A 13,695-nucleotide genomic window follows, 5' to 3' on the forward strand; every position below is an offset into this window, starting at 1 on the left:
CCCCAGAGGATCAGGCAAGCATTCAAGAGGAATGCGCTAGGGAAGGGCCGGATTGACCGGGAGAATGTGTCTATCTGTTACAGGGGCAGTGCCCGGATGGGCATCAAACTGCTTGCCCCTGCGCATCACATCCACAAGTTTTTCGCACCACAGGTAGTTCCCATGACGTTTCCTTCTACAGATCCTTCTAAAAGAACAGGCGGCTGGAGCGCCGTGCTGGCCATGTCGCTCGCCGCATTCGCCCTGGTCGCTTCAGAGTTCATGCCGGTCAGCCTGCTGACGCCGATTGCGGCCGACCTGCACATCACCGAAGGCCAGGCCGGGCAGGGGATTTCCGTGTCCGGAGCCTTTGCCTTGATCACCAGCCTGCTGATTGCCTCGGTCGCCGCGCGCGTCGAACGCAAGAAGCTGCTGCTGGGCCTGACCTTGCTGATGATCGTCTCCGGTACGGTCGTCGCGGTCGCACCGGGTTACCCGTCATTCATGTTCGGACGTGCGTTGATCGGGATCGCGATTGGTGGTTTCTGGTCTCTGTCGGCGGCGACCGCAATGCGTCTGGTGAAGCCTGAACAGGTTTCGCGAGCGCTGGCCATCGTCAATGGCGGTAACGCGCTGGCGACGGTCATCGCCGCTCCGGCAGGGAGCTTTCTCGGCTCGCTGATCGGCTGGCGTGGGGCATTCTTCTGTGTGGTTCCGGTCGCAGTGCTGGCCGCCGTCTGGCTGCTGATCAGCCTGCCGTCCTTTAAGGCCGAACGCCAGGCCGGTAGCGGCAACGTCTTGCGGCTGATGAAGCAATTGCCAGTGGCCTTGGGCATGGTCGCCGTCAGCGTCTTTTTCATGGGCCAGTTCATGCTGTTCACCTATCTGCGGCCCTTTCTTGAAGGCGTGACGGGCGTCAGTGTTTCAACCTTGTCCTTGATGTTGCTGGGGCTGGGACTGGCCGGTTTTATCGGCACCTTTCTGATCGAACGGTTCATGGGGCGCGGCCTCTATCGCACGCTGACCATCATCCCGCTGATCATGGCGGCCATCGCGCTGGCGTTGGTCAGCTTCGGCAAATCACCGGTACTCACCGCGATGTTGCTCGGACTCTGGGGACTGGTTGCGACGGCCGCGCCGGTTGGCTGGTGGACATGGTTGGCGCAGACGCTTCCGGATGATGCGGAAGCCGGAGGCGGCTTGCTCGTGGCGATTGTTCAACTGGCGATCGCAGGAGGCGCAATCATTGGAGGTCTGGCCTTCGATCTGAGTGGTTACAAAGCCACATTCGAGCTTAGCGCCGCTGTCTTGGTTGTCGCCTCAGTGCTGGCCTGGCTGGCGGGGCGCAATGCCACGGAAGTGCATCTTGTCGAACCGACAGCTCATTCGAGCGCTGTTTCCGGCGCTCCTGAGTCCCGATTTGTCTGATCACGCAGGAAGCGGCTCAGTGCACCAATGACGGTTGGGTCGCGACCGAGACAGTGAAGACCACGACAAACAGCACGACGAGCCCCCAGAACAACACCATGACTGTCAGCATGACGACCTTAAGGCCTTGATAAAGCCTGCGCAGCCAATGGCCTTCGGGTTTTGCGTCTGCGCGGGCTCTGAGTAGGCCTTTCAAATAAAAACCAAGCAGCGCAAGCAGTGCGCCATCTATCGCCAGCGCAGGCAGGCCGGCTAGGGGGAAAATGCTTTCCCAGCGATAGAAAGAAGACCGGCTCAGAAAGACCACATAACAAGTCAGACTGCCGTAGGGCAGTGCTCTCCACCATTTGCCGGCCAGCGCCCCGACCATCAGGCACATGATCACCATGAACGGGCTGAGGAGAATATGGATCATCCACTCCAGTACGTTGGGCAAGTAGTCCGGGGAATGGATGCTGCGCCAGAGGTGTTCCAACATTGATCGGGTTCCTGCCGTCCATGAAGTAAGTGCTGCTGCGGTGCTTCCTTGCTGCAGCACGGTATCGGCGTGTTTTCGGGTTACATAAGGGTGTTATGTGAATTGGGTAAGAACCGACGTTCGCGAAGGACCGGTTCCGCCCCTTAACCACCGTTTACACAGCTCGATCGCTAGAGTTCCAGCCAGTCAGAATGAAGCTGCGGAAATCGCTCTTGCAGCCACTCGATAAAGGCTTGAACCTGGGGCGCCAGATGAGTCCGGCTCGGGTATAGCAACGACACCGGGCGAGGGGCTGGCCGATAAGGCTTTAGAATTTCCACCAAACCGCGACTTTCCAAATGCTTGGCCACGGCGATCCCGGGTGCCTGAATTATTCCGAAGCCCGACACGCCACACTGAACGTACGCATTCGACTCGGTAACGGTGATGCCAGCGTCAGGCACAAAGGACCGATTTTGACCTTTCACCGAAAAATGCCAGGGCTCAACGAGCACAAGATCCGTCCCGTGATCGATCAGGTTTATCCATTCGAGACAGCACGAGAAGCTTACGAGCATCTCGCGAGGGGAGCATTTGGAAAGGTTGTGATCAAAGTCGCTTAATAACGTAAAGGCGCCAATTTGGCGCCTTTTTTCTCGCTCATCGCAGCAGATTTGCCCGCAGATTCTAATGTCAACGCGTGAGCAGGGAGAGTCGAACACTAAACCGCCGGACGGCACTAGTCATCAAGCTGCTCCATGCGTTTGAAAAATCTTGCTGATCACAGTCCACTTGCCATCAACTTTCAGCAGATGAAAAAAGTCGGTGAAAGAGATGCCTGACATGTCGTTGGCGTCGATGCGAGCACTAGCCGCCGTACCGACGACTTCGACGCGGACGATAGCTGCTGGTGCGTCAGGAGAAGGGCGGAAACCCTTGTCGATCCCGTTGAACAGGATTGAAATTGCGCCGCCCGCCAGCTTACCGTCGCCATCGACGCTGAACATGGTCGCTTGCTCACTGAAAGCCGGCTTCATGATGCTGCTTTTGGCCTGCTTGCAGCCCTCAATGTACTGGTTAAGCACCTCGGTGATGGCTTGGTATTCTTCAACGTAAGTCGGTTTGCTCATGTGCTTGCTCCTGCTTCATAGGATTAGTGCAACAAAGGCATCAGGCTTTGGTATCAAGCCAGACAGATCCATAACGTGTGTAGGCGGTAGGAATCTCGATGATTTCCTTAAGATCATCTGCAGCGGTGCGAACCCAGAATGGGTCTCGGAGCATTTGCCGCCCGACAAACACCAGATCAGCTCGGCCGTTCTGCAAGATTTCTTCAGCCTGACGCCCACTCTGGATCACCCCCACAGCGCCTGTCGCAATATGCAATTCCTTACGCAGTAATTCAGCGGCCGGCACCTGGTAACCCGGGTAGGTCTCGACCTTGACCATCTTGACCCCGCCGGAACTGCAGTCGATCAAGTCAACGCCCTGAGCTTTCATCCAGCGACCATATTCGAGGAACGACTCGGGCGTGTTTCCGCCTTCGGCGTAATCAGAGCTGGAGATGCGAACAAATAGAGGGCGATCCCCCCAATGAGTTTTAACCTCTTCCAGTACCTCGCGCAGGAAGCGATAACGACGCTTGGCATCACCGCCATATTCGTCGTCGCGAGTGTTAGCCAGCGGCGAGAGAAACTCACTTAACAAGTAGCCGTGCGCGGCATGGATCTCAAGCACATCGAAGCCCGCTTCGCTGGCGCGACGTGCGGCATCGCCGTAAAGCTTTACCAGAGCCGGAATCTCATCAGCCGCGAGTTCGCGAGGAACGGGGCTGGTTTGCGTAAATGGAATCGCCGATGGCGCGATGTGAATCAGACCGGGCAGGTCAGCATTGCGCCCCGCATGGCCGATTTGAGCGCCGGCTTTTGCACCAAAGCCGTGAAGCAATTCTGTTAGCGCCTTCAAACCGGCAACGTGCTCATCGCTCCAGATGCCAAGGTCACCGGCTCCAATACGACCGTCAGCCTGAATCGCCAGCGTTTCGGGAAAAATCAGTGCTGCCTGACCCAGGGCACGAGCTCCGTAATGAACGCGGTGCCAGTCAGTCACGAAGCCATCATCCGCCGCCATGTGCATGCACATAGGGGACATGACGACCCGGTTTTTCAGGGTGAGGCCCTTAATTTCATAGGGTGATAACAACAAACTCATCTGGCAGATTCCATCGTGGTGAACATGGAATCATGCTAACTTTTGCAGCACATCGACGTAAGTACGCACAATTTTGTGCGGTAGGCACACTTTTTATACCAAGGTGATAACAGTGAAAAAATGTAACCCTCAGGATGAGATTGAGGCTTTCGCGTGTCCCGTCGCCTTCACTGTTGATGTCATTGGTGGAAAATGGAAATCGCTCATACTTTTTCACCTGATGTCAGGCACGAAGCGCTTTAACGAGCTACGTCGGCTGATTCCAGATATCACGCAGAGGATGCTGACACTCCAGCTGAGAGAGCTGGAGACTGACGGGGTGATTCATCGCGAAATCTATCGCGAGGTGCCACCCAAAGTGGAGTATTCGCTTACAGCGTTAGGTGACTCACTCGCGCCATTGGTGAGTGCGATGCGAGAGTGGGGAGCAGTGCATGAACGCACGATCCTGGAACTCAGGCGCTCTGCCGTCTGTGACGACAAGTTGGAATCTCTGGCTTGAATCACGCCGATGTTGAGAGGTGGAGGGGGTGAACAATGCGAAGTTTGATGCCCGCTTGGCGCAGGGTTGAAACTGCACGAGAGAAATCACTCGCGCGTGATGAGGCGAATTTTTGAGGTCGCACTGCCGTTACGAAAAATTCTGGCCGCCACCTTATTTCATGTCACGCCATCGGCTTCGGGCGTGTAGATACGCCGTCAAATCGCTGTAACCTAGTTGAGCTGCAATCTCCGTTAATGACTCTCCCTGCAATTCAAGATGCATTTCCAATTCTGCGCGAATCTGATCGAGCAATTGTCTGAAGGTTGTACCTTGTTCTTCCAGCCGTCTGCGCAAGGTCCTTGGCGTCTGGTGCAGCGACTTCGCCAGATTTTCCAGATTGGGAGTTTCACGTCTCGCTAGAGATCGTCGCGCTCCTTCAGCAACCTTGGCTGACCAACCGCTGAAATTCCGATGCGCGGCGATCCGTCGATCCAGCTCCTGCGTTAATAATTCCAACATGCCGTGATGACGGGTTTGCATTGGCAGGCTCAAGCTTCGAGCATGAAAATAGAAGCAGTTGATCGAGCAATCAAACTCAACACGATCACCAAACCATTCGGTGTATTGCTTGTAATACGACGGACGCGAATGAGTGAACTTTGCCAAAATCGGCTGCACATTGTGTCCTGTACCTCGTCGTAACTGCGCTATGGACATCACACCGTAGTGTTCGACGACATACCGCGCCAACTCTCCTGGCGCATCAACGTTCAATTCGACTCCGACGCCGTTTTCGTCATTAACCAACCTGACATTGTCTGTGTCCGAGGCAAGAGGTGCGTAACGGGCCCAAAGGTGCATGGCTGACAAAATATCTGGACTGTACAAGCAAAGATAAGCCAAGACATGCCAGTCCTGGGGGGTGAATAGCGCGAACAATTTTAATCCGATCGCCGGATCGATACGTGCCGCTTCGCGCCACAGTTGATCCAGTTCGATCAGGTTGTAATCCGTACTTTTCCGGGCAACCTGGCTATCAAGGAAGCGCTCCAATACCTGGCCCAGCCTACCGCGATGAAAGCGTTGGGGGGGGCGGTTGGCCGGTTCTAGCTCAATTTTGTCCATTTCGCGCATTGGGAGGACTTGCTCGCAGGTTTCTAATGAAAGGGCATTGCCCGGAAGGGCCTAAATCGAGAGTGCCATGAATACAACAATGCTCGTCAATAACCCCGCTGTGATAGTAGCCGGGATTTTCCTCTCCTTCATTTTACTGGAACTTGCCTGTTCCTCGCTTCGTCAGTCGTCAGGTAGTAAACGTGACGTACTCATTGAAGTCGTCGGCTCCGGTATATTAGTGATGGTCACATTCCCTTTAGTCATGTGGCTAAGTGGCCTGATATTAAATCACGCCATCCCGGAAATGAAGGGCGCACTGTCCTCTATTCCATGGATCGCAGGATTTGCGTTGTTTCTACTGCTGGATGACATGACCCAATATTGGTGGCATCGCCTGACGCATCGTATTCCTGCTCTTTATGCATTGCATCGCGCACATCATTCCGCGCCCTATATGAGCATCCGCATCGTCTATCGCAATAATAGTTTCTACTATCTCTTGATGCCGGGCATCTGGCTGTCTGGCGTGTTGATTTATCTGGGGCTCGCACCCGTTTATTATGTTTATTTGATTATAAAAATGACTGTGATCTTCGCCGCACACAGCAATGTTGCGTGGGACGACAAACTTTATCGCATTCGCGCTTTACGGCCGATCATCTGGGTTCTTGAGCGAACCATTTCCACTCCATCCACTCATTCTGCGCATCACGGTTTGACTGCAGAGGATGGCGTGACTCACTACAAAGGTAATTTCGGTAACCTGTTATTTTTATGGGATGTGTTGTTCGGGACAGCCAAAATTACCCGTAGGCGTCCGCCAGCATACGGTATCGAACACTTGTCACCGATAACCTGGAAAGAAGAATTGTTCTGGCCAATCGTTCGCTCCCATCGCACGGCACCCAAGGTAAGTGAAGCTAAACAGAAGGTCGCACAATGAGTCGTCATATCGTTCTGCTGTCTGGATCGAATAGATCCAACAGTCAATCAATCAAAGTTGCGCATTATCTGCGCGAGCGGTTAGAAGCACTTGAGCTTTGTGACTCAAGCGAACTAATAGATCTGGCGTCGAGTCCGCTACCGCTGTGGCCAGAAGAAGACACTCAGAAAGCCTGGAGTGCCCAGCAATCCACCCTCAAAAAAGCAACAGCATTGATCGTGATTAGCCCAGAGTGGAATGGCATGGCTTGCCCGGCCCTGAAGAACTTCTTTTTGTACGCAGGATTCAGCGAACTAGGACATAAACCCGCGCTTCTAGTTGGCGTTTCGGCTGGACTTGGGGGAGCCTACCCAATTACAGAGTTACGTGCTTCAAGCTATAAAAATAGCCGGATCCTGTATTTGCCTGAGCAACTGATTATTAGAAACGTTGAATCAATGTTTAACAGTGAGTGCCCTTCAGATGAAAATGATATGCGCATCCGCGCACGTACCGATTGGGTTTTGCATGTTCTTTGCCAATACGATGACGCTTTGCGTACGATACGAACTTCAATCAAACATCCTCCTGAGTTCTCTACGGGGATGTGAGATTGTCGCACCTCAATAAGTTTAAAGTGCAACTGTTAAAGCTAAACATTAGTGGCTGCCGGTAAAGGTCAACTATTTCCAACTCAGTCCAGATCAAACCACAGTGGGCCGTAACTCCTGCGCCAGTTCAATCAGAGCGCGCAATCGCGCCGGCACGAAGCGATGGCCCGAGTAGTAGAGCCTCAACCCGCCAAACGACGGGCACCACGGCAGCAACACCGGCACCAGGGCGCCGCTCGCCAGTTCTTCCTGGATGAACCACTCGGAAATGAACCCAATGCCGAGGCCCGACACCACGGCCTGTTTGATGGCCAGCAACTCGTTGGACGCGAAGCACACCGGCAGATCCATCTGCAGTTTTTGGCCATCGCACTCCAATTCCCACTGGTAGAGGCCACCATGGGCCATGCGCATGCCGATGCTCCGGTGGGTGAGCAGATCTCGCGGATGCTCGGGCACGCCTTGGCGTTCGAGGTACTCGGGCGTGGCCACCACAAGCATGCGGATGTCACCTGAGAGTGCCACGGCAATCATGTCTTGCGGTACGGACTCTGCCAGGCGAATCCCGGCGTCGAAGCCACCGGCGATGATGTCGACCATGCTTGATTCGCTGACAATGTCGATGCGCACTTCGGGATAGCGCTGAGCGTACTGCTTCAATAGCGGATCCAACAGCAGGTAGGCCGCGCCATGCGGTGCATTGATGCGCAATGTGCCGCTGGGTTCATCGGGGCCGGCGCTGGCTTCCTCGCCGGCACTTTTGATCTGTGCCAACGCAGGTGCGATGCGTGCCACATAGCGTTGGCCGATGTCGGTGAGGGCAACGCTGCGCGTGGAGCGATTGAACAGGCGCACTTTCAGGCGAGCTTCCAGGCCGGCCACCGCGCTGCTCACGGCGGTGGTGGACATGCCCAACTCCTGTGCTGCGCCGCGAAAACTGCTGCGGCGCGCCACGGCCAGTACCACTTCCAGCTCGGTCATTGCTGTTCTGTGCATGGATTGTCCTGAATATAAGGATGCTTCATCAGCCAAAGGATGGCTTATCGGAATAATGAACCCTTCTTAGACTCCTTCACAGAGGCTCGATTCAGGCGAGCCGTTTTTGCGCGAGGAGTCGCCATGCAACGCATTGAACATATCTACATCAACGGCGAGTTCGTCCTTCCACACGGTCAGGAATGGTTTGATCTTCATAACCCGAGTACCGAGGAAGTCATCGGCCAGGTTCGGCTGGGCGACGCACTGGACGCACAGCGTGCGATCGCAGCCGCCAAGGTTGCGTTCCCGGCGTGGGCCCGTACCAGCCGGGAGGAGCGCATTGCGGCACTGCACCGCATGCACCGGGCCATGGCGGCAAGGGAGGAGGAGCTGCTGGAAGCCATCCTCGTGGAGTACGGCGCACCTGCGGTTCGCGGGCGCTGGATGGCGACTTATCCGGCCGAGGTGATCGCGCAGGCAATCGATGCACTGGAGGCATTCGATTTCGAGGAACAGGTCGGCATGGCCAGGGTCATTCTGACGCCGGTGGGCGTGACCGGTCTGATCACGCCCTGGAACAGCAATGCAGGCTTCATCTGCAACAAGCTGGCCACCGCGCTGGCAGCAGGCTGCACCGCCGTCATCAAGCCTAGCGAGATGAGCGCATTGCAGACGCAGGTCGTGGTCAGGGCGTTGCACGAAGCGGGGCTGCCACCGGGTGTATTCAACATCGTCAACGGGCGAGGAGATGTGGTCGGTGAGGAAATCGCGCGACATCCCGATGTCGCCAAGATCTCGTTCACGGGCTCGTCCGCTATCGGGCGACACCTGGTAAAAACCGGTGCTGACACCATGAAGCGCGTGACGCTTGAACTCGGCGGCAAGTCGCCCACCGTCGTACTTGACGATGCGGATTTCCAGGCAGTCATGCCGCTGGTGCTGCAAGCCGGATTTCTCAACAGCGGCCAGGCTTGCATCGCAGGCACTCGCATCCTCGTGCCGCGCCGCCGGCTGGCAGAGTTCGAGCGCATTGCGAAGGAGGGCGTCTCACAGATCCGATCGGGCGATCCGCGTAACACCGACACCGACATCGGTCCGATGGTGAGCCAGAAACAATGGGAACGGGTGCAGCGCTACATCCGTACCGGCCAGGAAGAAGGCGCGAGGTTGCTGGCGGGTGGCGAAGGTCGCCCGCAAGGCTTGCATGCCGGATGGTTCGTGAAGCCCACGATCTTCACTGATGCCAACAACCGGATGCGCATCGCGCGTGAGGAAATCTTCGGCCCCGTGCTGACAATCATTCCCTACGAGGGTGATGCCGATGCGATCAGCATTGCCAACGATACGGACTATGGGCTGAGCGCCCTGGTGCTGGGAAAAAGCTCGGAACGTTGTATGAACGTCGCTCGTCAGATCGATGCGGGGCGCGTGCTCATCAACACCCTGGCCCACGAATCACGTGCGCCCTTCGGTGGATTCAAGCATTCAGGCCTTGGGCGCGAAATGGGCAGGTGGGGGATGAGTGCGTATTTGGAGCCGAAGGCGTTGATCAGCTCTGCCCCATTGAAATGACTGGGTCAGGTTCCTGTCTGGGGGCACTGGGGGGGAATGGCAATTTAGCGTTCACTGGGCGACTGAAAACGGCCCGAAGCTGCCCTTGATGTCTGTTTGTTGTCGTCATATGTTACGGGCATTCATGGAGGATCCTGGCTGATGACTCGCGTGGGTTTGATACTGAAACCCGGTTTTGCGGACTGAGAATATGCTTTCCCCGTTTTACGGGATCGACGTCAGGTTTTTTGCTCCTGCTATGGGGCAGTTTCGTTCGCAGGGTGGATTGGCTGTACTGCTCCAGGCACCGCCCCGTCAGCTTCACCTGCGCAGTGTTTGAAGGTGCCGGGCTATCTTCAGAGAGCATTGCTCAGTTCAGGTCAATGTTGGCAGCGGAACATGGATGATCGCGTCGTCCCGGCATGTCGGGCACATTCTCAGGAGATAATTGATGAGCGCTGGCGATGTACCTGTGGGGCAAGTGGTACAAGGCTACGTAACGTTTGTGGGGAGTGAGGGGACGTGGATTGGAGCGCAGTTCATGAGCTTCAGTTATAGCGCCAATGGGAAGCGGTTTCACAAGTCTCTCAACGAAACCATTGACGCTTGGTCAACTGCAACTCTGCGTAAAGCCTCATACGGGCTGAAGGTAGGCGATCCGGTGTCGGTTTGGTGCTCTCTCAGCGACCCGGATGTGTTTTGCATCGGCGAAAAACCAGCCGAAAAACCAGCATTGGTGCGTTTGATTGAGTCTCTGGGAGCGATAGGGTATTTAAGTTGATCCACGCTCTCCAGGCCGACATATGTTGAATTCAACACCACCAGTATCAGCAAATATCAGCTTACGTCTCGGCTGACATCCGATGATGTTCCACCAAGAAGTCGACGAACAATCGCACCCGCGCCGGCATTGCCGCGCCACCGACGAATACCGCATGAATCGGTTCCTGGTCCCCCGGGTTCCACGCTTCCAGCAGCGCAATCAGTTTGCCGCGCTGCAGATCCTCACTCACGCTGAACTCCCCGATACGGGCAATGCCGGCGCCCATTCGCGCGAATTGCGCCAGCGCTTCACCACTGCTGCATTCGATGTTGCCGCTGACCTTCAGGGCAAACGCTTTGCCATCGCGGATAAATGGCCAGTTGGGTTCGGCACGCTTGAAATTGAAGCGCAGGCAGTTGTGTTGGAGCAGGTCTTCCGGTTCCTGCGGGACGCCGTGGCGCTGCAGATACTCGGGCGATGCCACCACGACCTGGCCGGTGGTGCCGATCCTGCGTGCGGTCAGCGGGCTGTCGGGCAGATGGCCGAAGCGCACCGCGACGTCGGCTTGCCCGCCAAGAATGTCGACCACTTCGTCGCCGAGGTTGAGGTCGACGACGATGTTCGGGTAACGGGCGCTGAAGGCTGCGATCAAGGGAACGATGGCCAGCCGTCCATGGCCAAGGGCGGCACTGACCCGCAGTCGCCCCTTGGGCACGCCTTGATCGGCGATGGCTTCTTCGACTTCATCCATGTCGGCGAGGATTCGTCGGGCGCCGCGCAGGAACGCTTCGCCCTCGGCGGTGAAGGTGATCGCTCGGGTGGTGCGCAACAGCAGGCGGGTGCCAAGCCGTTGCTCGGTGCGCGCGATGATCCGACTGACTGCCGAGGGTGTCAGGCCCAGTGCACGCGCGGCGGCCGACAGGCTGCCTTCCTGCGCAACGGTGGTGAATACGCTCATTTCACCTGATCTGCCGTTGAAATCCACTTGTGCCTCCTGCGCAAAGGTGATTGCCAAAAATGCTATCTACCGCCTGAAAAGACGGGATCGTAGCATTGGCGGCATAGATAAGGAGCTTTCCATGCGTATCAATCCACCACTTGTTGCACTCGCCATCGGTGCCTTCGGCATCGGCGTCACAGAATTCGCCCCCATGGGCATGTTGCCGGGTATCGCTGCGGATCTGGGCGTTTCCATTCCCGCTGCCGGTTTGCTGGTCAGTGCTTATGCGCTGGGCGTATTGCTCGGCGCACCGCTGATGACCCTGACCACCGGCAAGATTCCCCGACGCTATCTGCTGATCGGGCTTATGGCGATTTTCACCCTGGGTAATCTGATGTCAGCGTTGGCCACCGATTACTACAGCCTCATGGTCGCCAGGGTGGTCACCTCACTGAACCACGGTGCCTTTTTTGGCGTCGGCTCCGTCGTCGCCGCCACCCTGGTCGCCCCGGAAAAACGTGCCGGGGCGGTTGCGGCGATGTTCATGGGCCTGACGCTGGCGACCATCGGCGGTGTGCCGCTGGCTGCCTGGTTTGGTGAACTGTTCGGTTGGCGCACGGCTTTCTGGGGCATTACCGGCCTGGGCGTGCTGACCATGGCTGCGTTGTGGTTCGCCTTGCCCAACGTGCGGGCGCCGCAAAGCGTCGGTGTCATGGCGGAAATTCGGGTATTGGGGCGCGGTCCGGTGCTGGCCGCGCTGGCCCTGACCGTCGTCGGCTCGAGCGCCATGTTCACCGTCTTCACTTACATCGCGCCGATCCTCAGCAGCGAGACCCATGCGTCCACCGCCTACATCACCGCCATGCTGATGCTTTACGGTGTCGGGTTGACGCTGGGCAACATGTGGGGCGGCAAGGCTGCTGACCGCTCGATCGATCGCACCCTGATCGTCTCGCTGAGCGTGCTGATTCTGATCTTGTTGGCGTTCACCGTACTGATGCGGTGGCCGCTGCCGGCCGCCGTGGCCATCCTGATCTGGGGTATCGCCAGCTTCGCTCTGGTGCCACCGCTACAGATGCGTGTAATGGAAGCAGCCAAGGACGCGCCCAATCTGGCCTCGGCGGTGAACATCGGCGCCTTCAACTTCGGCAATGCGATTGGCGCGGCGCTGGGCGGCGCGGTGATCAGCAGCGGGCTGGGTTACCCGGCGATCTCCCTGGCCGGCGCGGCAATGGCGGGCCTGGGGCTGCTGATGGTGTTGGGATTTGCGTGGCGTTCCAGAACGGTTGAAGTCGCCGTGGTGTAACACGTTCAACAATGCTCGGCGAGTTGTCAGTCATTCATAGGGTGAGTAAGCTGCCCCCATGAATCAGCCATCCCTATCTGCCTCCTCGCCGAGCATTCGCGGCCCCGCCGAACACGACATTCGCGACCAGATTGTCGCCGCGGCCAACGAGCACTTCAGCCAATACGGCTACGGTAAAACCACGGTTTCCGACCTGGCCAAGGCCATCGGTTTTTCCAAGGCGTACATCTATAAATTCTTTGATTCCAAGCAGGCGATTGGCGAGGCCATTTGCGCCAACTGCCTGGGCCAAATCGCTGCAGCCGTCGAACAAGCGGTTAACGCAGAAGCGCTTTCAGCCACCGAGCGTTTGCGCAGGCTGGTCAAAACCGTGATCGCCACGGGTGTGGATCTGTTCTTCAACGATCGCAAGCTCTACGACATCGCGGCGTTTTCCGCTTCGGAGCGCTGGAACAGCGCCCAGGTGTACGAAGCGCAGATCAAGGGCTTTATCCTCGACATCGTGCGTCAGGGACGAGAAGCGGGAGAGTTCGAGCGCAAGACCCCGCTGGACGAGACCGTCGAGGCGATCAATCTGGCGCTGCGACCTTTCGTCAACCCGCTGCTGTTGCAACACAATCTGGATCTGATCGAGCAAGCGCCCACGCTGACCACCAACCTCATCCTGCGCAGCCTCATGCCTTGACCCATCGCTGAGCAAAGTTTTCAGGCGATTCGAGTCAACGCGGCATCCTCCTATTAAATTTCCTGTTCCCTGCACATGAGTGGCGGGCGAGCTATACATTTAGCTAGAGGTGACCATTATCTGAATTGGTCATATGAATGGTATGGCTATATACAAGTCTAGATGCCAGGTAACCATAACAATAGCGATTCGGGCCAGTCAGTCGATGGACAGTCCTATATTGCTGCTGGTCAGGATGCAGTCGTTTCCTGAGGTGTGACCATT

14 protein-coding genes and 2 pseudogenes are annotated in these 13,695 nt (G+C 56.8%); 9 read left to right on the forward strand and 7 right to left on the reverse strand.

What is annotated here, in order from left to right:
• Nucleotides 1–162 precede the first annotated feature (162 nt).
• Nucleotides 163–1,407, forward strand: a complete 1,245-nt coding sequence (locus tag HU754_RS14370) for an MFS transporter (RefSeq protein ID WP_093431704.1) — start codon at nt 163–165, stop codon at nt 1,405–1,407.
• A gap of 16 nt (nt 1,408–1,423) precedes the next feature.
• Here HU754_RS14370 and HU754_RS14375 read toward each other — a convergent pair whose 3' ends face one another.
• Nucleotides 1,424–1,885 (reverse strand): hypothetical protein, encoded by a 462-nt coding sequence (locus HU754_RS14375; protein ID WP_116256114.1) that lies wholly within the window; start codon nt 1,883–1,885, stop codon nt 1,424–1,426.
• Between the two features lie 170 nt (nt 1,886–2,055).
• Nucleotides 2,056–2,367 (reverse strand): annotated as a pseudogene (locus tag HU754_RS14380) (LysR substrate-binding domain-containing protein); the annotation flags it as partial.
• Between HU754_RS14380 and HU754_RS14385 the strand changes: the two are divergent.
• Nucleotides 2,362–2,487, forward strand: a pseudogene (locus tag HU754_RS14385) (zinc-binding dehydrogenase); the annotation flags it as partial. The pseudogenes HU754_RS14380 and HU754_RS14385 overlap by 6 nt on opposite strands.
• Nucleotides 2,488–2,610: 123 nt before the next feature.
• On the opposite strand, the gene HU754_RS14390 reads toward HU754_RS14385, so the two are convergent.
• Both HU754_RS14390 and namA read right to left on the reverse strand, forming a co-directional pair.
• Complete coding sequence (locus tag HU754_RS14390) at nt 2,611–2,994, reverse strand: nuclear transport factor 2 family protein (protein ID WP_093431509.1); 384 nt, start codon at nt 2,992–2,994, stop codon at nt 2,611–2,613.
• 40 nt (nt 2,995–3,034) lie between these two features.
• A complete protein-coding gene (namA, locus tag HU754_RS14395; RefSeq protein WP_099759174.1) occupies nt 3,035–4,075 on the reverse strand; it encodes an NADPH dehydrogenase NamA in 1,041 nt (346 codons plus the stop codon).
• Nucleotides 4,076–4,187: 112 nt separating this feature from the next.
• On the opposite strand from namA, the gene HU754_RS14400 reads away from it, so the two are divergent.
• Entirely contained in the window at nt 4,188–4,577 is a 390-nt protein-coding gene (locus HU754_RS14400) for a winged helix-turn-helix transcriptional regulator (protein ID WP_093431515.1), read from the forward strand.
• Between the two features lie 153 nt (nt 4,578–4,730).
• Here the strand turns inward: HU754_RS14400 and HU754_RS14405 are convergent, their stop codons facing one another.
• Nucleotides 4,731–5,693: an AraC family transcriptional regulator ligand-binding domain-containing protein gene (locus tag HU754_RS14405; protein ID WP_186622237.1), complete on the reverse strand. Its 963-nt coding sequence runs from the start codon at nt 5,691–5,693 to the stop codon at nt 4,731–4,733.
• A gap of 67 nt (nt 5,694–5,760) precedes the next feature.
• Here HU754_RS14405 and HU754_RS14410 point away from each other — a divergent pair, with 67 nt between their 5' ends.
• Nucleotides 5,761–6,618, forward strand: a complete 858-nt coding sequence (locus tag HU754_RS14410) for a sterol desaturase family protein (RefSeq protein WP_099759173.1) — start codon at nt 5,761–5,763, stop codon at nt 6,616–6,618.
• On the forward strand, nt 6,615–7,208 hold the full coding sequence (locus HU754_RS14415; RefSeq protein WP_186622239.1) for an NADPH-dependent FMN reductase: 594 nt from the start codon (nt 6,615–6,617) through the stop codon (nt 7,206–7,208). The genes HU754_RS14410 and HU754_RS14415 overlap by 4 nt, the downstream gene beginning before the upstream one ends.
• A gap of 93 nt (nt 7,209–7,301) precedes the next feature.
• On the opposite strand, the gene HU754_RS14420 is transcribed toward HU754_RS14415, so the two are convergent.
• Nucleotides 7,302–8,204, reverse strand: a complete 903-nt coding sequence (locus HU754_RS14420) for a LysR family transcriptional regulator (protein ID WP_186622241.1) — start codon at nt 8,202–8,204, stop codon at nt 7,302–7,304.
• A gap of 123 nt (nt 8,205–8,327) precedes the next feature.
• Between HU754_RS14420 and HU754_RS14425 the strand changes: the two genes are divergently transcribed.
• Nucleotides 8,328–9,758, forward strand: coding sequence for an aldehyde dehydrogenase family protein (locus tag HU754_RS14425; protein WP_116256120.1), 1,431 nt, complete (start codon nt 8,328–8,330; stop codon nt 9,756–9,758).
• 430 nt (nt 9,759–10,188) lie between these two features.
• On the forward strand, nt 10,189–10,518 hold the full coding sequence (locus HU754_RS14430) for a hypothetical protein (protein ID WP_186622243.1): 330 nt from the start codon (nt 10,189–10,191) through the stop codon (nt 10,516–10,518).
• A 61-nt stretch (nt 10,519–10,579) separates the two neighbouring features.
• Here the strand turns inward: HU754_RS14430 and HU754_RS14435 are convergent, their stop codons facing one another.
• Nucleotides 10,580–11,485, reverse strand: a complete 906-nt coding sequence (locus HU754_RS14435) for a LysR substrate-binding domain-containing protein (protein WP_186622253.1) — start codon at nt 11,483–11,485, stop codon at nt 10,580–10,582.
• Between the two features lie 94 nt (nt 11,486–11,579).
• On the opposite strand from HU754_RS14435, the gene HU754_RS14440 reads away from it, so the two are divergent.
• Together HU754_RS14440 and HU754_RS14445 are read left to right on the forward strand one after the other, a co-directional pair.
• A complete protein-coding gene (locus tag HU754_RS14440) occupies nt 11,580–12,746 on the forward strand; it encodes an MFS transporter (protein WP_186622255.1) in 1,167 nt (388 codons plus the stop codon).
• Nucleotides 12,747–12,804: 58 nt separating this feature from the next.
• Nucleotides 12,805–13,431, forward strand: coding sequence for a TetR/AcrR family transcriptional regulator (locus HU754_RS14445; protein WP_186622256.1), 627 nt, complete (start codon nt 12,805–12,807; stop codon nt 13,429–13,431).
• The last annotated feature ends 264 nt before the right edge of the window (nt 13,432–13,695 follow it).

Origin of the sequence: Pseudomonas zeae (genome assembly GCF_014268485.2) — a bacterium.
GTDB classification, from domain to species: Bacteria; Pseudomonadota; Gammaproteobacteria; order Pseudomonadales; family Pseudomonadaceae; genus Aquipseudomonas; species Aquipseudomonas neuropathica.

Coding starts and splice junctions, on each gene's coding strand:
- namA (WP_099759174.1), bottom strand. CDS start 4,075: ATGAGTTTGTTGTTATCACCCTATGAAATTAAGGGCCTCACCCTGAAA.
- HU754_RS14370 (WP_093431704.1), top strand. CDS start 163: ATGACGTTTCCTTCTACAGATCCTTCTAAAAGAACAGGCGGCTGGAGC.
- HU754_RS14375 (WP_116256114.1), bottom strand. CDS start 1,885: ATGTTGGAACACCTCTGGCGCAGCATCCATTCCCCGGACTACTTGCCC.
- HU754_RS14445 (WP_186622256.1), top strand. CDS start 12,805: ATGAATCAGCCATCCCTATCTGCCTCCTCGCCGAGCATTCGCGGCCCC.
- HU754_RS14405 (WP_186622237.1), bottom strand. CDS start 5,693: ATGCGCGAAATGGACAAAATTGAGCTAGAACCGGCCAACCGCCCCCCC.
- HU754_RS14440 (WP_186622255.1), top strand. CDS start 11,580: ATGCGTATCAATCCACCACTTGTTGCACTCGCCATCGGTGCCTTCGGC.
- HU754_RS14430 (WP_186622243.1), top strand. CDS start 10,189: ATGAGCGCTGGCGATGTACCTGTGGGGCAAGTGGTACAAGGCTACGTA.
- HU754_RS14390 (WP_093431509.1), bottom strand. CDS start 2,994: ATGAGCAAACCGACTTACGTTGAAGAATACCAAGCCATCACCGAGGTG.
- HU754_RS14410 (WP_099759173.1), top strand. CDS start 5,761: ATGAATACAACAATGCTCGTCAATAACCCCGCTGTGATAGTAGCCGGG.
- HU754_RS14415 (WP_186622239.1), top strand. CDS start 6,615: ATGAGTCGTCATATCGTTCTGCTGTCTGGATCGAATAGATCCAACAGT.
- HU754_RS14425 (WP_116256120.1), top strand. CDS start 8,328: ATGCAACGCATTGAACATATCTACATCAACGGCGAGTTCGTCCTTCCA.
- HU754_RS14420 (WP_186622241.1), bottom strand. CDS start 8,204: ATGCACAGAACAGCAATGACCGAGCTGGAAGTGGTACTGGCCGTGGCG.